We start from the raw sequence: 19,416 nt of genomic DNA, 5'->3' as shown, positions 1-19,416 counted from the left end.
GGGCGTGAGGCACATACCCGCGTTGCTCGTGGTCCTTGCGCCACCGGCGCGGACGCGCTAACCGACGGACGCGCGCTGCGAACTGATTGCGGTTCCGGAGGCATGGTCATGCTCGCACCTGATTTTTCCGTAGCCTGCTAGTGCAAGTCTCCAGGAACACGAAAGAGGAGAAGAGAGAATGCCCAAGATCAAAGTGAATGGCATGACGGTGAATTATGATCAGCAAGGAACTGGAGAACCTCTGATTCTCCTTCCCTATCTGGCAGCCGACCATGCTTGCTACGCATTTCAGGTTGCAGACTATTCAAAACACTTTACGTGCATTTCCCTTGATCCACGGGGAGCGGGCGAAACTGATAAGCCCGAGGGGATCTACTCCACCGAGCTGTTTGCAGACGATGTTGCCGCGTTCATGCCGGCATCGGGGATCGAAAGGGCTCATGTCGCCGGTCTTTCACTGGGCGCAGCAACAGGCATGTGGCTTGCGGCCAAATGTCCCCGTCGGGTCAAGTCATTGTCTCTCCACAGTGGCTGGACGAGAACCGATCCGTTCCTGAAAACCGTTGTGGAAGGCTGGCGATTGATGGCCAGAGCTTTGGAGAATGTGGCGGACATGGTTATTCTCGGTGTTTTCCCGTGGTGCTTGACTCCTGAGCTCCATGCAGCGAAGCCCGAGTACGTCCAGTCGCTGGCTGATTTTGTCAGAGGAAGGCCTGCACAACCCGTGGACGCGTTCATGAGGCAATCGGATGCGGTGATAGCGCACGACGTTGAATCTCAACTCGGTAAGATCAAAGCCCCAACTCAGATTACGTTTGGGCGATATGATATGGTTACTTCGACGCGTTTCGCCGACCGAATGAAAGGTAGCATTCGGGGTGCCGAATTAGTAGTCTTCGAAGGTTGCGCTCACGCACCCATTTACGAGAAGGTGGACGAGTTCAACACAAAGACTTTGGAGTTTTTGCAGCGCCACTCTGCGTAGTCGGCGGCTACTTGAAGAGGGAGGTATCGGTGGCATGCCGATTGGAGTCTATCCCTCGAACGATGTTTTCCCGCGCGGCCCGATCAACAGATGCAAAACGACCTATCGCAGCGCGCAGGGGCGCGACAAAGGACGCGGTCCAACCGCAGCCACCGCCGTTCAAGCCGCGCTTGCGGGTGCCCGCGCTGAAATTGCCAAAGCCGTTACTAAAGTGCAGACGCTGCCCTGCCCGAATTTCGGGGGTTGCGACAATCCTTGCGTTCGCGGCCGTGTCGTCCGCGTAGGGAAAGGGATCGACCGAAAGTCCCCAGTGAAAAAGGCTGGCGTGTGGGAGTGTGAGGCCTGGGGATTTGAGAGTTTCGAGATTCATTGCCGGTGCCCGAAGTAGGATTGGAGTGTGATAATCTCACGGGATGAGCTCAAGACACGGTCAGGCGGTCACCAAAGAGAAAGTGGTTGACTTGCCCCCACACTCGGTGCATCTTGTCTGGGCCACCACAGTATGCGGGTTCGCGCGCGATTGCGATCACGCCGGCGCGCTCGACTAGCTCGTCGAAGAAACGACGCCCGGTCCATCCGCGGGTAGGGCTATAGTCAGACTGCTTGAAGAAACGTCCCTCAAAGACTTCGTCCGGCCACGGAAGGGTAAACTCGTCCCAACTCATGACAAACGCGTCCAGGTCGATGCTGAGCAGAATGCGGTCGCGTCGCGTCCCGAAGCCGCCTGGCCGCCAATCGAGCGTGTCCCACAACCCGACGAGCTCCTCATGTCGCGCGTGGTCGCTGAGCTCTCCTTGGTAGGCTAGGGACGGTCCGGGGAACCCGAGCATGTGGACGTGATGCAGGGTCCCACCCGGGCTCACGAACGTCTCAGCCTCGCGGACGTGATTCTGCACGCCAAAGATTACCGCATCGTCCAAGAGCCCGAGGCTCATCCCGGCGGTGATCCAGTCATCATCGAGTTTGGAAAGGTCCTCCACGCACAGGTCCAGGATGTCTTGTCCCGTCGGCGATGATGCCAGCAGCTCGTCGATCCGATCCAGCGCCTCCTTCGTACGTGGTGGTACCGCATCGTGGTGCTGATCGAACATGACGAGCGTGCACGGTTCCGGGAGATGGCCACACCGCTGCGCTTCAAACAAGATCGAGAGCAGGAAGCGATGATCGTCATGCGCATAAACGGGACGACCGTCCAGCGTGCCTTCTCGCAGGTTATCGCGCTTTTGCAGCGCTGACAGTATCATGTTGGGCGGCAGGAGATCATAGCGTAGTCGCGATCGCAACGCGAGCCCGTCGCGCTCAGAAAGCCCGAGGTCGAGCGTCGTCGGCGCTGCGGCTACACCGCATGGAGCCGCGCAATCCGACCGGACTCGGCAGCGCATGCGCTGGTTCAACGCGGGTCGTGTCAAGGGGCCGGTGAAGTCGCCCGCGCCTGGCCGCAGTCGCGTCGTATGATCTAATTATCCCTTGGCGCGAAGACGACCTTTGAGATCCCCTGGGCGAAACGGGCCCGGCTCCGCGGTCAGCCTGCGTGCCGTGTCGACCTGGCCCCCAGGTGTTCCACAGCAGGGCGCCCTGGACCCGGCCGTTCCCGAGGTCGTACACAACGCCTCCCGGAACGGATCCTTCCAGTCGGACGCGATCTCGAGCCGCGGATCCAGACTACCCACGGCCTCGTCCCCCAGCTCGAACAGATCGGAGTAGAAGAACGGGAGGTGTCGGTACGGCGCTTGTGCCCCGGCCATCGCTCGCCCGGCCGCCTTGCCCATCGCATCGGCATTCTCTTCGTGTTCGACGCGTACCCGCTCTCCCAATAGATGGAGGCGCTGTCGGTGTCCCGCTGAATCGCGTCCACTGCATGCGCCGCGGAGAGCCGTCTCCGAGTACCAGTTCCGCGCGTCATGATGGTGTGAGGCACCGATCGCGACCGCGGTGTCCGTTCTCCCCACGGGCCAAAAACGCCTGCCCCATACTCAGCAGAGCGTGGTCGCTGGCAGTCCGACCTAGATGGCCCGAAGTGCGCAGGTGTCCGTTCGTCACGGTGAGGGGACACCGGGCCGGAAGGCGGCTGCTCGCAGGGCCATTCCCGGAACGCCCCAAATTCTGGACCGCCCCTCGCGCGGAAACCATACACGACCTCCTACTGGCGCCTGTATCCGGGTCACTGCGGAGGAATTCAAAACGGCGGTGCCGGCTCGCGTGCCGTTGGAGAACCAGATCACACAGGTGGACGATGTAGTGGGCGGGCTCAACCGTGCGCGCCTTCGACGAGCCTGATGCCCTGCAGCGTCCATGTGGCCGCTGCACCCCGAGTTGTCACGCCAAACTTGTTGTACACATGCTCGAGGTGTTTCGCGACCGTGCGCTGATCCATGCCCAATCGAGTGGCGATTGTCTTGTTTGTGTAATTCTGGAGGACCAGGGCCATCACCTCGGCCTCCCGCCGCGTCAACCCCAATCGCTCAAGCGATGTGGGCGGAATCGTGCGGCCCCGGAGCTCCACGACGAGGTGGATCTGCTCGCCATCCACGACACGTCGCACGACCAGCCCGCGGCCCTGGTGTCCGCGTATCAATGGAAGGCGCGCCTGCGGGACCTCGTCGACGCGCCCTTGCGGCGCCTCGTGGTGGGTGAACCATGCATCCAAGTCCTCGGGGAGGCGACGTCCGGGCTGGACGATGTCCCCATAGTACTGCGCGAGCACAGTTTGCGCCTCTGGCGTCATCGAGAGCACGCGGCCGTCACGCGTGACGCTGATCAGTCCATACGCGGGGCCCGATGCCTCGGCGCCGCGTGCAGCATCATGACGCAGTTGGGTCATCAGAGACGCGGTCTGATAGGCTTGGATGACATGCGGGCGCAGGAGATTCAGCATTCGCCGTTCGCGTTCTGAGAAGTCCCGCAGCGTGCGATTGACGGCAAGACCGGTCACCCGTCCCGCCGGGGCGGGCAGCGTCGCGGCGAGTTGGTACTCCGTGCCTACCCACCGGTAGAACTCGGAGTAGAGTCCAAGACGATGAAACTGGCGGCGGGTGAGAAAGTCCGAGATCTTGAGCGCGTGGCCGTCCCCCGTCTGTTCGTAATGTGCAATAACCGGATGGTCCGTGGCGTGCTGTGTGAACTTGGTGCGGTCCATCGGAATGTCGGGGGCGATAGTACCCGTCACTTGGTGCGTGCGGAGGTCCACGTCCGTGAGACTGATGCTGTCTGCCGGAAACGCGCTGTGGAGCGCCCAGAGCAGACGCTCTCGAAACTCTCCGGCGTCGTGTATGCTGTACAAAACGTGCAGGAAATCCAGGACTCGCCTAAGATCGCTGGCTCGCAATCCCTCCATTTCCGCCCTCGCGCGCCCATCGACCGCTATCCACATGACCTGCGTATGATGCGTATTGACGAACGTGAGGTGCGGCGATAGAAAATAAGTGCGGCGCCGTCGCCTATTTCGCCATTTCCGATAACCCTCCTGGTAGGAGTGCGATACGACTCGGCATCGCGGTTGAACATGTGCGGCACGGGAGGGAACGTGGGCGACACTCCACATGAACATGCCGATGCGGCGTCCGCGTTTCTCGCGCGTCTCGCCAACCAGTTCTCGGATTTCCTCACCTTGTCGGCGGTCGCGACCAGCTTGTTACGGTTCCTGAGGGACGATCTCGGGTTCGAGTCGTGCGCCGTTGCGATGCTGGAGCAGGGGAGCGTCGACGTTCTGAAAGTCGTGGGCGCGTCCGGATCGCACGCGGACCTACAAGGAACCATCGAGCGCAAGGGCCGCGGGATCGTCTGGGACGTGCTCCAGTCACAAGCGAACGCGGTGGTCCCGGACCTGACCGCAGATCCACGGGGTTGCGCACGCACCCCACAGGAACGCTCCGGGGTGTTTGTGCCCCTGGTCGTGGGCGGACGCCCGATCGGCATCCTTGGTGCCTACCGCGCGTCCGTTGGCGCATTCACGCCTGACGAAGTGGCGACCCTCGACCTCGTCGCGCGACCCATCGCAGGCACGCTGAACGCGGCACAGGTGCATCAGCGTCTTCGGGACGCGTCCGCGCACGACCCTGTCACCGGCCTCGCCACGCAGGCAAACTTCGTCAGCCGCGTCGAGGGAGAGATCCGTCGTGCCGTCGGTACCCCCCATCTCCTAACCGTGGCCGTATTGCGCCCCATTGGAGTACCTCGGACCGTGGTGCAGCTGGCAGCCAATGCGGGCGAACGCGGGCTCGTGGCCGTCGCGCACAAGTTGCGGCGCGGGTGTCGCCGACATGACGTGGCCGCCCGGATGAGCGGTGACGAGTTCGCCCTGTTGTTGCCAGAGACCACGGCTGCCGAGGCAGAAGCATTCCTGCAGCAATTCGACCAGATCGAGGTGTTCCCGGACGACGATGTGTTCCGCAGTGTCGAGCGTACACCGATCGTTCCAGGCGCACCGCATCCCAGGGTCGCGCTCTCCCTCGCGTGGGGAGCGGCCACGTGGCCGGTGGACGGGCAGACCCCTCAGGATCTCATGGACGTTGCGACCTGTCGATTGCGGCACAAGACGCTGCGATAGGCGGCTCCGCACGATGCCCGTCGCGTGACCGATCGCCGTGGTCCGTGTGACATCGACCCCGGATTAGCTGAACGCAACGAGGAGCGCCGTCTCTTCCCATGACGCGCCCATGATGCGGCCGTCCGAACGCTCCGTCCGCAGCCGGATGTCCGCTGACTGGTAGGAGAGTCGGTCGCGACACACCCCACCGGGGAGTGCTCGGCCTGCACCAGCGGCTCGCGTTCACTCTCGCGCTCCTTAAGAAAGCCTATCGAGTCCTCGGTTTGTTCCGATGGTCGATTTGCCACGGGATCTCTTGGTGGCTGAAAGCCTGCCGAGTCGGGTATAGGGCAAATCGGGTGCAATTTGGTCGCACTTGACAGGGAGGCCTCCGTGGTCAGCCTGCGACTACACACGTTGCTCTTGCGGAACAATGGTGCCTCATGAAGACACCGTTGCAGCGCTTTAGCATTGCGCTTCGGAAATGGCCCGTGCGACCGCGTCGCGACGGAGACGGCTCCCTGGCTCAGAGCGAGGCCGCGGAGCGTACCCGCCTGATGGCGCAGCTGGTTACCGCCGCGGATCGCCTGACTCTGGCAAAAACGCGCGAACAGACAATTGTCGCCATCGGAGAGACGACGCTCGCGCTCTTCGGCGCCGACCGCGCCACTCTCTGGCTGCTGGAAGACTCATGGAGGCGGGCATGGTCTTATGGGTTGTCTACCCGATACCTCGCCGGAGTGTTGGGTCGGCAGCAGGACTTGTTACGAGAAACCGGCCTTTCTTCGGGCCCGCGCGCGCAGACGGCCACACTCGACGTCGACCACGCCGTCGAGACGGTTGCCCCCCTCGCTTTGTTCGAGGACATCATGACCCTCGCGCCTACATCGGCGAGTCGTCAATTGGGAGAGCCGGAAGGCATTCGCGCACAGGCGGTGTGGCCGCTGGTGTATGGGGGTCGTCTGCTGGGTGTCATTGGCTATCACTACAACGTACCTCACGCATGGTCGGTGATAGAGCGGGAAATCGTCCCGATCTTCTGTCGGCATGCTGCGGCTGCGCTGGAGACCGCACGGTTCCATGATGACGGAGTGCGCCGGCTCCGGCAACTCGAGGCGCTTCGGGAGGGTGACGTCGCCCTAAGCGCCAGCCTCGATCTCGAGGTGACCCTGTCGGTGCTGCTAGACAAGATCAGCGCCCACCTGGGGGCCGATGCGGCCGACGTCCTGCTGTTCAACGCGGCGACGCGGACGTTCAACTATGCCACGGGGCGCGGTTTCCGCACGGTCGCGTTGCGCGAGACCCGGCTCCGGGCGGGAGAGGGGTATGCCGGACAAGCCGCCTACGAGCAGCGCCAGATCTCGGTTGCGGATCTCCGAGTCGCGCCCGGCGGCTTCACCCAGGCGCGGTTGATCGCCGAGGAAGACTTTGTCGCGTATCACGCGATCCCGCTTGTGGCGAAAGGGGTCGTCAAGGGCGTCATTGAGCTATTCTACCGGCGTCCCGCGGACCCCGACCCCCAGGCGCACGAATTCCTCGAAGCGCTGGCCCGCCAAGCGGCAATCGCCATCGACGCATCCGAGCTGCTCGCCAGCCTCCAACGGGTAAACACGGATCTCGCGATCGCATACGACCGGACGATCGAAGGGTGGTCGCGAGCGCTGGATCTTCGGGACCGCGAGACCGAAGGGCACAGCCGACGGGTGGCAGCCCTCACCGAGCGGTTGGCTCGCGCGCTCGGGGTCGTCGATGCCGAATTTGTGCACCTGCGGCGCGGGGCGTTGCTGCACGACATCGGAAAAATGGCCATTCCCGACGGTATCTTACTCAAGCCCGGGGCCCTCACGGAGGCCGAGTGGGAGGTGATGCGGCGTCACCCGGAGTATGCGCACAACCTGCTCGCGCCGATTGAGTATCTGCGGCCGGCCCTGGACATCCCGTACGGTCACCACGAGAAATGGGATGGGACGGGGTATCCGCGGGGTCTCCGTGGGGAGGCGATTCCCCTGGCGGCGCGGATCTTTGCCGTTGTGGACGTGTGGGACGCGCTGACCTCGGACCGTCCCTATGGGACGGCCTGGTCGGAGGCTGACGCGCTCACGTATATCCGCGAGCAGGCGGGCCAGCACTTCGATCCCAATGTCGTGGAGGCGTTCCTGTCGTTGGACCTTGTGGGGATGGCCGGGAGCAAATACCGCTATCGCAGCCTGCCACTGAGTTCCACTCCCATGGAAGGAGCGTAGGTCGTACTGGCCCGCGCCCGAGCTCGCCGAGAGGCAACACAAGCAGGCTAAGGACCATTCCGACCAACGTTGCGTCCCGGCGGGTCATGGAGAAGTGCGGGCTCACGTATCAGGGTACGTGGAAGATGACGGGAAGACTGACACAACAGACGCGTGATGTGATCTGGTATGTTTTGGATCGTGGCGCCGGGCGTTGGACTTGGCTCTTCCATTTCGTACGCGCCGCGCTGTCTTTATGTTTGTCGCCGAGGCGGTGCGCGGGTAGCGCGTTCAAGCTGCCGCGAGGTCATGCCGCGAGCGTCTTTCGAGGATGCCAGCGCATGGAGAAGCTGGTGTCCCGAAGGGTCAACTTGCAGCTAGAAATGGCGCCCACGTGAAACACCTGGTCAAAACAACACGACGGCGTCATTGTTGGACCGTCCTTCTCCGGAACCTCAACACACGCCGGCGACGATACTAGGACTATCAGGCCCCGTCGAAGCACGAGATGTTTCTGCGTTGGTCGGATGTTCGACCCGCGGAGCCGGGGGCCGGTCGCGCGTGCCCGACCAGGGAGGAGAACGATGACCACTCTACTGAGGCGTAAGCTCACGATCCTGTGGGATCGGGCCACCAAGCTGAGTGAACCGATTCACGGGTCTTGCGGGGCGCAAGCCTTCCGCCTGTTCACTGTTGCACTGCTCCTGGCGCTCGTTGTGACGATGGGGTCCGCGCAGAACTCGCCGGCCGTGCCGGTCGACATCACACAGATCCGGCACGTCGTGATTGTCATGCAGGAGAACCGGTCGTTCGATTCATACTTCGGTACCTTCCCAGGAGCCAATGGCCTGCCGAGGAAGAACGGACAGTTCACGGTCTGCGTCCCCGACCCCCGCAGCGGTGGCTGTCAGCGCCCTTATCACGATGCCAGCCAGGTAAACGGGGGCGCACGTCATAGTCTGGAGGCCGCGATCACCGACATCGATGGCGGGAGGATGGATGGGTTCATCAAGAGCGCCGAGGAGGGAACCAACCGCGGGTGCGGGGTCACCAACAACGTCAACCCGAACTGTTTGACCTCGGGCCCGACGGACGTGATGGGCTATCACGACGCGCGGGAGATTCCCAACTATTGGACCTATGCCGCCGACTTCGCGCTGGATACCCACATGTTCGAGTCCGTGGACTCGTGGAGCCTGCCCGCGCATCTGTACACGGTCAGCGGATGGGCCGCTAGGTGTACCAACCCGACAGACCCAATGAGCTGCACGAGCGATCCGGCACTCGCGGGAGGCTCCCTCTTGGGGGTCGCGCCCGAGCCGTTCGTCGCCTGTTTGACTCAACGCGGTGTCACAGGCGGGCAGGTCACGGGATCGGCGAGACGCCAGGTCATTCAACAGTGCCTGGCGCCACTCTCCTCGGCGGATCGCCAGCAGCTCAGGAGCGCCGCGCAGGCGCAGCGGACTGCGCGAACCGGCCCGTACCCCTGGACCGACCTCACCTACCTGCTGCACAAGAACGGTATCTCGTGGGCCTATTACGTGCAGAAGGGTATCCAACCGGACTGTGATGGCAACCCGCAGGAAACCACGGCAGGCTGCACGCCTCGACCGCAGAGCGCCGCGACGCCGTCGATCTGGAATCCGCTTCCCTCCTTCGAGGATGTGAAGGAGGATGGTCAACTGGCGAACGTCAAGGACCTGTCCCAGTTCTACGCGGCAGCTGGGACAGGGACGCTACCGTCAGTCTCCTGGATCGCCCCTTCCTTTGTCGATAGCGAGCACCCGCCCGCCACTCCTGCGGCTGGCCAGGCCTACGTGACGTCGCTCATCAACGCTGTGATGAGGAGCCCCGACTGGACGTCGACGGCAATCTTCCTGACGTGGGACGACTGGGGTGGTTTCTACGATCACGTGGCACCACCGCAGGTGGACGGCCGCGGGTACGGGCTCCGGGTCCCGTGTATCGTCATCAGTCCCTACGCGAAGAAAGGGTACATCGACCATCAGACGCTCTCCTTCGATGCCTTCAATAAGTTCATCGAGGACGACTTCTTGCACGGAGCGCGGATCGATCCCAGAACCGACGGACGGCCCGACTCGCGGCCGGATGTCCGTGAGAACGCCACGATTCTGGGCGACTTGCGCTCAGACTTCGACTTTTCGCAGTCGGCGCGCCGCCCGGTAATTCTGTCCACCCACCCGGTCGCGGGTCCGGCCTCAATGCCGTGAGACCGTACATGCAAGACCACAACAAGAAGTCCAAACAGATTCGTTGGTATAGAGAGCGTGGATGATCCGGCCGACGGGCAATCGTTGCCTGCGCGCGGGAGCCCTTCGTCGGGAGCGATCGGATGTGACCGCGTGCGCGAGGTGCGGCCTACGGAACCACCGGGAAGCGCCTTTTTGCCTCGGAACCGGACCAGAGGGGCGGGGTGCGTTGACACCCCGCCACCTGGTTTTCAAGTCGACACCAGCGCCTCAGTACTTCGTTCAGCCTCCGTAGCCAGTGGCGGAACCCCACGCGTGCGGTCACGGGCCGCGTCCCATCCGCGCACGAAAGCGCAGCAAGTTTGCGCAAGCTGGCCCATGAGGCAGGGGCTACCTGACCGTGCGCACGGTGGCACGCGCGGGGCAGCCGCAGTATGGTTGTCTCAACAGAGAAGGCGTCAGGGAGGATCAGCATGTCCGTTCACGGCGCGGGTCAATCAATTGAGGCGACCGTTTCAAGGTGGGAAGGCATCACCACGAACCCCCACCGGTTCGGTGGGATCGAATATCGGCTGGGAGATCGGGAGATCGGCCACGTCCACGGTGATGGCCTTGTTGACATCCCGTTCCCAACGCGCGTGTGGCACGAGCTCGTGGCAGCGGGGCAAGCCGTACCCCACCATGTCTTGCCAAACAGCGGATGGGTCAGCTTCTACATTCGTGAGGCAGAGGATGTTGAGAAGGCGATCGTATTGCTGCGACGATCCTATGAACTCGCAGCGAGCCACAGGGAAGGGGGAAGGTCGACAGGCGCCGGGTAGTGCGTCGGCTGATTTCGTCACTACCCAGCGGGGTGGGTCGCCGCCCCCTGGCTGACGCGGTCCGCGCCCGCTCTGCGTCGGCCGTGCTGCCGTTACAGGTTCGTCGTGGCGGTCCACGAATATCGTGCGGCAGCCCAGCACTGCCTGCTCACACGGTCACGCTCTCGCGGTCCGGCCACCCGCCCCTCTACCAGGCCCGGACGACCCCTCACCCAATCTCGAGCCGCCGGCGCCCAGGTCGGCCTCGCGTAAGATATTGAGGGCCGCTTGCGATTCACCCTCGACGATCGCCCAATCGGCAGCGTCCGCGATGGCGTGGTTGGGGTGGAGTGATACTTCGTAGAGCCGCTCGAGGGCGGTCTTCACCCGACCGATCTCCTCGGATGCGAGTCGCTGCGCCTCGGTCACGACGCCGTCTTCGAACGCCCGCAACGCGTCGCGATAGGCCCGGCGGGCCGCGAGCTCTGGCGCCGCACGCGCGGTCGTGCTCCGTGTTCTGCGCCGTGCACCAGCCGCCGACGCTCCCGCCACCTTGATCCGAGCGGTGCATCGGTCGATGCGCTTCTGCACATACTCGCGAACCGCTTCGATCCCGCTCACCTGGCGTGCCATGTGCCTGCCTCCTGGCCGATTTCCACGAGCGCCTTGTCGCCTCGGTCGTAGACGCGATACGTCGCCACCGCTGTGCGCGCCGAGCGTCCGTGCCTTGGCCGGTGCTCACGTCAAACAGGCTGCCGAGTCGCGGGCAGGTCCCGGGGAACGCGTTCGACCCTGGCGACGGTCGCACGGATATCCGCACGCACAGTTCGTGTACGCGATACACGCTTCGAGGACCTCTTGTGCGCGGCCACGGCGCCGCAGGCAGGACGGCGGCCATGTGCAACCGCTGGTTTCGTGGTGACGAGGCGAGGGAAATGCCGGTTAGCCAAGTTTGACACGATGTCGAATGTCGGATATACTCCAAATCGAACGAAAGTGGAATGTGCCGGCATAAACTCCGGAGGCGTTCCTCAAATGAAAGTTGGATTTATCGGCCTCGGCGCCATGGGTGCTCCGATGGCCGAACGTGTCGTAAAGGCCGGATTTGAGACGTTCACGACGTTCCATAAGCGCCGCGCACCCGCAGACGTACTCGCCCAGTTGGGCGCTACCATTCTCCACTCGCCCGCCGAAATAGCCCGCGCAACGGATACGATTGTCACCATTCTGCCCGCGGATGCCGAGCTCCGAGAGACGGTTTTCGGCTCCGATGGCTTGTTGAGGGGCTTCTCCAAGGGGAAGATCCTGATCGATATGACCACTTGTACCGCGCTCACGTTGCAGGACGTCGAACGCGCGCTCACGTCGGTCGGCGGTCGCGTTCTCGACGCGCCTGTGAGCGGCGGGACGCCGGGTGCCGCGACCGGAACACTCACGATCATGGTTGGTGGCGATCCCGACCTCCTAGAATACTGCCGCCCGCTGTTGGCAACTATGGGGAGCCGGATCGTGCATGTCGGACCGGTAGGTCAGGGCAAAGTGGTCAAGATCGTCAACCAGATGATGGCCGCGGTTCATCTGGCCATGATCGGGGAAGCGTTTGCGCTAGGGGTCAGGTGCGGCGCCGATCCAGCGACTCTCTATAACGTCATCAAAGACTCGTCAGGCTATTCTAGGATGATGGATGCGCGGCTGCCTGGCTTTCTTCTGGAAGGGTCGTTCCAGCCGGGGTTCAAACTCGACCTGATGAAGAAGGATGTGAATCTCGCGCTCGATTCGGCTCGTGCCCAGGGGGTTCCGCTGTTGCTGACGTCGATCGTGGGCCAGGTGTTTTCGGCCGCGAGCGGCGCGGGAAAGGGCGACGCGGACTTTGCTGCCGCGGCGCAGTACCTGGCCGGGCTAGCCGGTGTCGAGTTGCATCACCCCGAAAGCAGGCGAGGACCGTCGACCCGCGGAGCACACAAATGACGATCGGCGCAGAACGCGTCGTCGACCAGTTTATCGGATTCGATCCGGCCACACTGTATGAGGCTGCGGACCACCAGGGTATGGTGGATCCCGCGATCCGCCCTGCGTGGCCGGGCGCGCGCATGTGCGGGATCGCGTGCACGGTGGTATGCCCGCCCGGGGACAACCTGATGCTGCACCATGCCGTGGCGGCGGCCGGGCCGGGAATGATCATCGTAGCCACTCTGGGCGGGTATCTGCGAACCGGCGCGTGGGGGGAAGTCCTCACCGTGGCCGCGCAGGCGAGAGGCGTCGCGGGCCTGGCGATCGACGGCGCGGCTCGGGATATCGAGGCCATCGCCGAGCGTCGGTTTCCCGTTTTTGCCCGCGGCCTCGCGATCGGTTCGTGCACGAAGGAGCGTTTCGGCTCGCTCGACATCCCGATTGAGTTCGGTGGTCTGATCGTACGTCCCGGTGATATCGTGCTCGGCGATTCGGATGGCATCGTGATCGTGGCGAAGGAGCGGGCGGAACAGATCCTGGAGGCCGCCGCGCGGCGTCGCCTGCGCGAGGCGGAGATCATGGCGGAATTGAACAAGGGCAAGACCACCATCGAACTGCTGCACCTGCCGCCCCTGGCCAAGCCCGGAGTTTCCGGAACGTGAGCGACACCGCCGGCGACAAGCCCCAGCGGTTCCGGTCGGACGATCTGGTCACCTATTCGCGCGCCGTCTTGGAGCGGCTCGATGTTTCCGCGCACGACGCCCGCGAAGTAGCGGAATGTCTGGTCATGGCCCAACTGCGCGGTGTGGATTCGCACGGCTTGATCCGTCTGCCGGTCTACGTGCGGCGGCTCGAGGCAAAGGTCGTGAAGGCCAGGCCGGTGATCCGTGTGGAGTCACGCTACGCGGCCGTGGCGCTGGTGGATGGTGACAACGGCCTGGGTCCGGTGGTCGGTTCGCGCGCGATGGACGAGGCGCTCCGTCTTGCTGCAACCAGCGGCATCGGTTACGTGGGCGTCCGCGGCAGCAACCATTTCGGGGCCGCCGCGTTCTACGTGGACAAGGCGATCCGGCGAGGGTACATTGGCTGCGCGGTGTCCAACGCCCCGCCCAACATGGCGGCCTTCGGCGGACGAGGGCGGATTCTCGGAACCAACCCGTTGGCCGTCGGCATTCCCGCGGGCGAGGAACGGCCGCTGCTCTTCGATGCGTCCTCGAGCGTGGTGGCGCGGGGCAAGATCATCATCGCCGCCGAGCGCAACCTGCCGATCCCGGAAGGGTGGGCCATCGACGCGGAAGGGCGACCCACCACGGACGCGCGAGCCGCGCTGGCCGGCGTGGTGCTGCCGTTCGGCGGTCCTAAGGGGTCGGCCATTTCGTTTATCATCGACATCCTGTCCGGCGTGCTGACGGGCGCGTCCTTTGCGCTCTATTTGAACACGCTCGAAAACGTGAAGGCGGTGCAAGGCCTCGGCCACGCGTTCATCGCGCTGCGGACGGATCTGTTCCTGCCCGCGCCGGAGTTCGCGCGGCGCATGGACACGATCCTGCGCATGCTCAAGAACTCGCCGCCCGCCGCGGGCGTTCCGCGCGTACTCGCTCCGGGGGAGGTGGAGTTCGACACGGAGGCCCGCTTCCGCGAGTCCGGGCTGCCGCTCGCGGACGAAGTGGTGCGGCAACTGGTGGATCTCGGCCGCCGCGTGGATGTCGAGTTTCCCGCTTGCCTGGAACAGGAGAGCTACTCCTGATGACCATCGACGCCGGGCAGTCCTTTAATCCCGGATTTCCGATGTGACGACGGAACGGAAACTGTGGAGATGCGTCGAACGTCTTGATCTGTGCGGGTTTGAGCGCGATGGCGACGCCGCAGAGGTCTGCATCCTATGGGTGAAGCACAAAATCAGCCCTTTCAGCTCTCGTTTAACCCCAGACTCCGCATCGAATTCCAAGGCTCGCGGGTCACCTCCGACGGCGGGCTCATCCTCGTGCGCGAACTGGACGAGCGGTTGGGCTTCAGTGAACTCATCGCGCAGCATTTGACCGATCCGAGGGGCACGAACACGCAGTTCCCGCTCGCCGACTTGGTCCGGCAATCGGTCTACCGCCGATTGGCGGGGTACGAGGACGTGAACGATGCTGAACGCCTCTCCCAGGATCCAACTTTCCGGCTGATCGGGGCCGAGCAGCTCTGGGAGCGCGGGGCCGCTCTGACGTCCCGGGCGCACTCCTTCGAGACAGAGCTGCTGACCCAAGATGAGAACCTCGCTGGGCTGGCTGCGATCAACCGGGAGTTGATCGCGAAGGTGGATCCTATGGACACCCCGCAGCGGGTGGTGCTCGATATCGATAGTACCGAGATCCCCGTCTACGGCCAACAGGAGCAGAGCGCCTATAACGGGCACTTTGAGTCGACCTGCTATCATCCGCTGCTGCTGTTCAATCGGGAGGGCGACTGTCTGGCGGCGAAGTTGCGGCCGGGCAACGTTCATAGCGCCGAGGAGTGGGACCAGGTGTTGCTGCCCGAGCTCGAGCGGCAGCAGCGGGAGGGCAAGGACGTGGTCGTCCGGGCCGATGCCGGTTTTGCCAAGCCGGAGCTCTACGAAGCCCTGGAGACTCGGAACGCAAAGTACGCTATTCGCATCCCCTCGAACGACACATTGGAGCGGGCCATCGCGGAGTTGCTCACGCGGCCGGTCGGACGCCCCAGTCACAAGCCGGTGGTCCGGTACAAGAGCTTCCGGTACCAGGCCGCGAGTTGGAAGATCGCGCGGCGAGTGGTGGCGAAGATCGAGTTCCACTGCGAGGAACTGTTCCCGCGAGTAGGGTTCATCGTGACGACTCTGGAGGCGGACAGCCGCGCGGTGGTGCGGTTCTACAATAAGCGCGGGACTGCGGAGCAGTGGATCAAGGAAGGCAAGCAGGCGGTGAAGATGACGCGGCTGAGCTGCCACCGGTTCCGGGCGAACGAGGTGCGGCTGTGGCTGAGCGTGATCGCGTACAACTTGGGCAACTTGTGGCGGCGGTTCGGGCTGCCGAAACGGATTGATACGTGGTCGCTGACGAGTCTGCAGCAGCGTCTGATGAAGACGGGTGGCCGGCTCGTGAAACACGCGCGATACTACTGGTTGCTGTTGGCGGAGGGGCACCTGACACCGCAGCTGTTCGGGGCGATCGTGCGGCGGCTTGGGATGCTGCCGGGGCCCGCAGGGTAGCAGCCGGCGATCGTCGCGGCCAACAAGGACGAGAAGGAGGCCGAGGGGGACGTGTCTGAGAAATCGGTGGCCAGCGCGACCATGCCCGGGATTGGGGGTTTCGGACGGGCCCGAACAGCCTTTCATGGGGCCGTCGGTCACACTCGTCCCCGAAGAGCCAGATGGACTCCTTCAACACAAGGTGTTCAGACACGGATAATGGAAATCCCGGTTAATTTCTTCCCGGTGCCCACCGACATACATTTCGGCTGCGGCATGCTGCGGACGCTTCCGGAGCGGATCAAAGCCTTGGGCGGCACCCGCGCCTTCGTGGTGACCGATCCGGGGCTCGCGGCGGCCGGGATTCTTGAAGACGTCATGCGCATCCTCAAAGACGCCGCCATCGGATTCGATGTGTGCGACCGCGTGAAGCCGGATTCGGGGTCGGTCCTGATCGACGAGACCACCGCCGAGTTCAAGCGACGCGCCGCCGATGTCGTGATCGGCGTCGGCGGTGGCAGCTCGCTCGACACGGCCAAGGCGGTGGCGGCGCTCGCCACGAACCCAGGACCCGCGCTGTCGTACATCGGCCTCCACAAGATCCGTAACCGGCCGCTTCCGATGATCGCCATCCCCACAACGGCCGGCACGGGGAGCGAGGTCACGCTGTGGGCGGTGTTCACGGACGAGGGCAGCGGCACAAAAGTGGCGATCGGCAGCACACTCATCTATCCGGCGGTGGCTCTCTGCGATCCCGACCTGACGTTGGGACTGCCGCCGACGCTGACCGCGGCCACCGGTATGGACGCGCTCGCCCATGCCGTTGAGTGCTACACCAACAACGCCTGCCAACCGATTTCGGCGTCGCTTGCGCTGCGGGCCATCGAGCTGATCGGCCGGCACCTGCGCAGCGCCACCCTCAACGGGCGCAAGTGCGAGTCGCGCTACGCCATGATGCTGGCCGCCACCATGGCCGGCATCGCCATGAACCCGACGCGTCTCGGGCTGGCGCACGCCCTGGCGATGCCGCTCGGAAGCTGGGACCTCCACGTGCCGCACGGCATTGTGCTGGCGGTTACACTGCCGGCGGTCATGGAGTTCAACTATGTGGCTGCGCCGGACCGGTTCGTGGATGTGGCGCGCGCGCTCGGCGAACGGGTCGAGCATCTTTCGCGTGTGGAGGCGGCCGCCCGCGCGGTCAGCGCCGTGCGGGAGTTGGCGCGCGATATCGGCATGCCGAAGGACCTGTCGGGCTACGGAGTGCGCGCGGAGCATGTCCGCCCGGTGGTTGAAGAGGCCATGACGAGCGGCAACGTCCCGGTGAACCCGCGCCGCACGGGCGTCGACGACATGACGCGGATCCTCCGGCAGACGCTGCAGTGAGAGACGCGCATGCAGCCGTACGCTAATTTTATTGCCGGAGACTGGGTGCCACCCGGGACGGGGAGCGACTATGCGACCCATAGCCCCGCCCATCCCGAACAGGAATTGGGCCAGTTCCCCCAATCCGGACCGGCTCACGTCGACGCTGCCGCATTCCCTGGTTGGGCGGGAACGCTAGGACCGCAGCGGGGTGCGCCACTCTACCGGTCCGCGCAGCTCCTGGAGGATTCGAAGAGCGATCTTGCCGAGGTCGTCATGCTGGAACAGGGAAAAGCGCTCAGCGAATCCGTGGGCAAGGTGTCCCGGGCCGTGGTGGTGGCGCGGTACATGGCCGGCCAGGCCAGATGTCCCTTGGGACAGACATTTCCGAGTGAGCGCACGAGCGTTTCCTGCCACACCGTCCTGGAGCCGCTCGGGGTGGTCGCAACCATCAACCCCTGGAATGTTCCGGTCATCACCCCCGTGCGGAAGATCGCGCCGGCCATCGCGTACGGCAATACCGTGGTGTTCAAGCCGGCGTCGCTGACACCCCGCTCCGCCGTGTTCGTCATGTCTGCCCTGGCGCGCGAGGAGATCTTCGGGCCCATCCTGCCGGTGATCCGCGTACGGGACGCGGATGAAGCCATCGCGGTTGCGAACGACACGCGGTACGGTCTGGCGGCGGCGTTCACCTCGCGCACGGAGTTGACACACAAGTTCGCTGCGGGAATCGACGCTGGGATCATCCACCTGAGCCACGGAACGGCAAGCCAGGCGTGCGTGCCGTTCGGCGGCCGAAGGGAATCTGGACAGGGAGCGTTCTCCATCGGCCCCACCGCGAGAGACGTCTTCACTGACGTAAAGGCCGTCTATGCCAAGTGGTAAGCCCGCCAACGGCAGCCAGTCCCAGGCGCTTGAGCCGTTGTCGAACAGCCTGCCGCTGGGCGCACGAGTCTACCAGGCGCTGCTGAACAGTATCGTCAGCAGGCGGATCGAGCCTGGAGCGCCGCTGCGCCCGGAAGCCATTGCGCGGCAGCTTGAAGTGAGCACGACGCCGGTTCGGGAAGCGATGCAGCGCCTCGAGAGCGATGGACTGGCGATCAAGAGACCGAACCAGGGCTGGTTTGTGCGGGAGCATACCAAGCAGGAGATCAAGGAGCTCTACGAGATTCGGGCCGCGCTCGAAAGTCTCAGCGTCCGCCTGGCGTGCGCGCGCATCACGGAAGACGAGATCACGTGGCTGCGAGAACACCAGTCCGTGGGGGAAGCCGCGCTGGCCGCCGGCGACATGGACGCCTACCGAGTCTATAACCGTGACCTGCACGCGGCCATCATGCGCGCGGCTCGGAACTCGTACCTGGCCGCCGTGATGGGCCAGCTTCAATCGCAGAGCGAGATGCTGGTGGCGCGAACCATCCGTATCATTGGACGGCCGGTGCGCGCGATCGAGGAACATCACCGGCTCATCGAACTGATTGCAGCGCGCGACGGCGCCGATGCCGGGCAGCTCATGCATCAGCACATATCCAGCGCCCTGGAGGACATCCTGTCGTACGGGCTCGATGGAGGCGGCGAACCGCGCCGCGCGGAACGCTGACACCCCAGGGCAGCGGAACGCGGTGAGGGCACCGCAACGGATGGCGGTGAATCCGGTGGTCCGCGGCGGGACTCAGGAAAGGAGCCCGGCATGAGAGTCGCGATCGGCGGTGATCACGCAGGCTTTCGGCTGAAGACGGTGATCATCCAGGCCGTCAAGGATCTCGGTCATGATGTGACCGACCATGGAAGCTACGATGAGACGCCGGTGGACTTTCCCGACGTCACTCGGAGGGTCTGCGCGGACGTCCTCGACGGGAACGCCGACCGCGCGGTCCTGGTGGCGGGGACGGGAGCCGGTGTGGTGATCGCGGCAAACAAGATTCGGGGAATTCGTGCGTCGATCTGCCACGATGGTCATACCGCCCACCAGTGCGTCGAACATGACGATGCCAACGTCATGTGCATCGGAGCAAAGATCGTGGGATCGTGGCTGGCGGTTGATCTGGTCAGCACGTACTTGCAGGCCCGATTCAGCGGGGACGAAGATGCCGCGAGGCGCGTGGAGAAGATTCGCCAAATGGAGCGAAACGGCTTCGGCAACACGGGTGCATAGCGTGGACGCCACTCACAACG

General features: G+C 64.0%; 17 protein-coding genes and 1 pseudogene. 14 read left to right on the top strand and 4 right to left on the bottom strand.

The window, feature by feature from the left end; all coding sequences use genetic code 11:
- Window positions 1-178 precede the first annotated feature (178 nt).
- Window positions 179-985: an alpha/beta hydrolase gene (locus VKZ50_13650; GenBank protein HLJ60764.1), complete on the top strand. Its 807-nt coding sequence runs from the start codon at window positions 179-181 to the stop codon at window positions 983-985.
- A 419-nt stretch (window positions 986-1,404) separates the two neighbouring features.
- Here the strand turns inward: VKZ50_13650 and VKZ50_13645 are convergent, their stop codons facing one another.
- On the bottom strand, window positions 1,405-2,127 hold the full coding sequence (locus VKZ50_13645; GenBank protein HLJ60763.1) for a hypothetical protein: 723 nt from the start codon (window positions 2,125-2,127) through the stop codon (window positions 1,405-1,407).
- Between VKZ50_13645 and VKZ50_13640 the strand changes: the two genes are divergently transcribed.
- Window positions 2,059-2,220: a hypothetical protein gene (locus VKZ50_13640; GenBank protein ID HLJ60762.1), complete on the top strand. Its 162-nt coding sequence runs from the start codon at window positions 2,059-2,061 to the stop codon at window positions 2,218-2,220. The genes VKZ50_13645 and VKZ50_13640 overlap by 69 nt on opposite strands.
- Window positions 2,221-2,445: 225 nt before the next feature.
- Here VKZ50_13640 and VKZ50_13635 read toward each other — a convergent pair.
- Window positions 2,446-2,799: pseudogene (locus tag VKZ50_13635) on the bottom strand (NAD(P)/FAD-dependent oxidoreductase).
- A gap of 434 nt (window positions 2,800-3,233) precedes the next feature.
- Window positions 3,234-4,319, bottom strand: coding sequence for a helix-turn-helix transcriptional regulator (locus VKZ50_13630; protein ID HLJ60761.1), 1,086 nt, complete (start codon window positions 4,317-4,319; stop codon window positions 3,234-3,236).
- Between the two features lie 189 nt (window positions 4,320-4,508).
- Here VKZ50_13630 and VKZ50_13625 point away from each other — a divergent pair, with 189 nt between their 5' ends.
- The 4 genes from VKZ50_13625 (at window position 4,509) to VKZ50_13610 (ending at window position 10,763) form a co-directional block, all read left to right on the top strand.
- Window positions 4,509-5,531, top strand: coding sequence for a GAF domain-containing protein (locus VKZ50_13625; protein ID HLJ60760.1), 1,023 nt, complete (start codon window positions 4,509-4,511; stop codon window positions 5,529-5,531).
- A gap of 536 nt (window positions 5,532-6,067) precedes the next feature.
- Window positions 6,068-7,753, top strand: coding sequence for an HD domain-containing phosphohydrolase (locus VKZ50_13620; GenBank protein ID HLJ60759.1), 1,686 nt, complete (start codon window positions 6,068-6,070; stop codon window positions 7,751-7,753).
- Window positions 7,754-8,316: 563 nt separating this feature from the next.
- Window positions 8,317-9,963: an alkaline phosphatase family protein gene (locus VKZ50_13615; protein HLJ60758.1), complete on the top strand. Its 1,647-nt coding sequence runs from the start codon at window positions 8,317-8,319 to the stop codon at window positions 9,961-9,963.
- Window positions 9,964-10,415: 452 nt separating this feature from the next.
- The gene (locus tag VKZ50_13610; protein ID HLJ60757.1) at window positions 10,416-10,763 is read left to right on the top strand and encodes a luciferase family protein; all 348 of its coding nucleotides are present in this window, start codon (window positions 10,416-10,418) and stop codon (window positions 10,761-10,763) included.
- A gap of 156 nt (window positions 10,764-10,919) precedes the next feature.
- On the opposite strand, the gene VKZ50_13605 is transcribed toward VKZ50_13610, so the two are convergent.
- The gene (locus tag VKZ50_13605) at window positions 10,920-11,375 is read right to left on the bottom strand and encodes a hypothetical protein (GenBank protein ID HLJ60756.1); all 456 of its coding nucleotides are present in this window, start codon (window positions 11,373-11,375) and stop codon (window positions 10,920-10,922) included.
- A gap of 402 nt (window positions 11,376-11,777) precedes the next feature.
- Between VKZ50_13605 and VKZ50_13600 the strand changes: the two genes are divergently transcribed.
- From VKZ50_13600 to VKZ50_13565, 8 genes are all read left to right on the top strand, one after another.
- Window positions 11,778-12,710, top strand: coding sequence for an NAD(P)-dependent oxidoreductase (locus VKZ50_13600; protein ID HLJ60755.1), 933 nt, complete (start codon window positions 11,778-11,780; stop codon window positions 12,708-12,710).
- Window positions 12,707-13,354: an RraA family protein gene (locus VKZ50_13595; GenBank protein HLJ60754.1), complete on the top strand. Its 648-nt coding sequence runs from the start codon at window positions 12,707-12,709 to the stop codon at window positions 13,352-13,354. The genes VKZ50_13600 and VKZ50_13595 overlap by 4 nt, the downstream gene beginning before the upstream one ends.
- A complete protein-coding gene (locus tag VKZ50_13590) occupies window positions 13,351-14,439 on the top strand; it encodes an Ldh family oxidoreductase (GenBank protein ID HLJ60753.1) in 1,089 nt (362 codons plus the stop codon). The genes VKZ50_13595 and VKZ50_13590 overlap by 4 nt, the downstream gene beginning before the upstream one ends.
- A 135-nt stretch (window positions 14,440-14,574) precedes the next feature.
- Window positions 14,575-15,903: an IS1380 family transposase gene (locus VKZ50_13585; GenBank protein HLJ60752.1), complete on the top strand. Its 1,329-nt coding sequence runs from the start codon at window positions 14,575-14,577 to the stop codon at window positions 15,901-15,903.
- Window positions 15,904-15,984: 81 nt separating this feature from the next.
- Window positions 15,985-17,265, top strand: a complete 1,281-nt coding sequence (locus tag VKZ50_13580) for an iron-containing alcohol dehydrogenase (protein HLJ60751.1) — start codon at window positions 15,985-15,987, stop codon at window positions 17,263-17,265.
- Between the two features lie 9 nt (window positions 17,266-17,274).
- A complete protein-coding gene (locus VKZ50_13575) occupies window positions 17,275-18,129 on the top strand; it encodes an aldehyde dehydrogenase family protein (protein ID HLJ60750.1) in 855 nt (284 codons plus the stop codon).
- Window positions 18,116-18,841 (top strand): GntR family transcriptional regulator, encoded by a 726-nt coding sequence (locus VKZ50_13570; protein HLJ60749.1) that lies wholly within the window; start codon window positions 18,116-18,118, stop codon window positions 18,839-18,841. Before VKZ50_13575 ends, VKZ50_13570 begins: the two co-directional genes overlap by 14 nt.
- A 90-nt stretch (window positions 18,842-18,931) precedes the next feature.
- On the top strand, window positions 18,932-19,396 hold the full coding sequence (locus tag VKZ50_13565; GenBank protein HLJ60748.1) for an RpiB/LacA/LacB family sugar-phosphate isomerase: 465 nt from the start codon (window positions 18,932-18,934) through the stop codon (window positions 19,394-19,396).
- Window positions 19,397-19,416 lie beyond the last annotated feature (20 nt).

The organism is bacterium (assembly GCA_035295165.1).
Taxonomy (GTDB): Bacteria; Sysuimicrobiota; Sysuimicrobiia; order Sysuimicrobiales; family Segetimicrobiaceae; genus JAJPIA01.
The sequence above is the reverse complement of the archived record's forward strand: the minus strand, read 5'-3'. Positions and strand labels throughout refer to the sequence as shown.

Bases quoted from the DNA above. Each gene is read 5' to 3' on its own strand.
- VKZ50_13650 (HLJ60764.1), top strand. From the start codon at position 179: ATGCCCAAGATCAAAGTGAATGGCATGACGGTGAATTATGATCAGCAA.
- VKZ50_13630 (HLJ60761.1), bottom strand. From the start codon at position 4,319: ATGGAGGGATTGCGAGCCAGCGATCTTAGGCGAGTCCTGGATTTCCTG.
- VKZ50_13620 (HLJ60759.1), top strand. From the start codon at position 6,068: ATGGCGCAGCTGGTTACCGCCGCGGATCGCCTGACTCTGGCAAAAACG.
- VKZ50_13615 (HLJ60758.1), top strand. From the start codon at position 8,317: ATGACCACTCTACTGAGGCGTAAGCTCACGATCCTGTGGGATCGGGCC.
- VKZ50_13610 (HLJ60757.1), top strand. From the start codon at position 10,416: ATGTCCGTTCACGGCGCGGGTCAATCAATTGAGGCGACCGTTTCAAGG.
- VKZ50_13605 (HLJ60756.1), bottom strand. From the start codon at position 11,375: ATGGCACGCCAGGTGAGCGGGATCGAAGCGGTTCGCGAGTATGTGCAG.
- VKZ50_13600 (HLJ60755.1), top strand. From the start codon at position 11,778: ATGAAAGTTGGATTTATCGGCCTCGGCGCCATGGGTGCTCCGATGGCC.
- VKZ50_13595 (HLJ60754.1), top strand. From the start codon at position 12,707: ATGACGATCGGCGCAGAACGCGTCGTCGACCAGTTTATCGGATTCGAT.
- VKZ50_13585 (HLJ60752.1), top strand. From the start codon at position 14,575: ATGGGTGAAGCACAAAATCAGCCCTTTCAGCTCTCGTTTAACCCCAGA.
- VKZ50_13580 (HLJ60751.1), top strand. From the start codon at position 15,985: ATGCCCGGGATTGGGGGTTTCGGACGGGCCCGAACAGCCTTTCATGGG.
- VKZ50_13575 (HLJ60750.1), top strand. From the start codon at position 17,275: ATGCAGCCGTACGCTAATTTTATTGCCGGAGACTGGGTGCCACCCGGG.
- VKZ50_13570 (HLJ60749.1), top strand. From the start codon at position 18,116: ATGCCAAGTGGTAAGCCCGCCAACGGCAGCCAGTCCCAGGCGCTTGAG.
- VKZ50_13565 (HLJ60748.1), top strand. From the start codon at position 18,932: ATGAGAGTCGCGATCGGCGGTGATCACGCAGGCTTTCGGCTGAAGACG.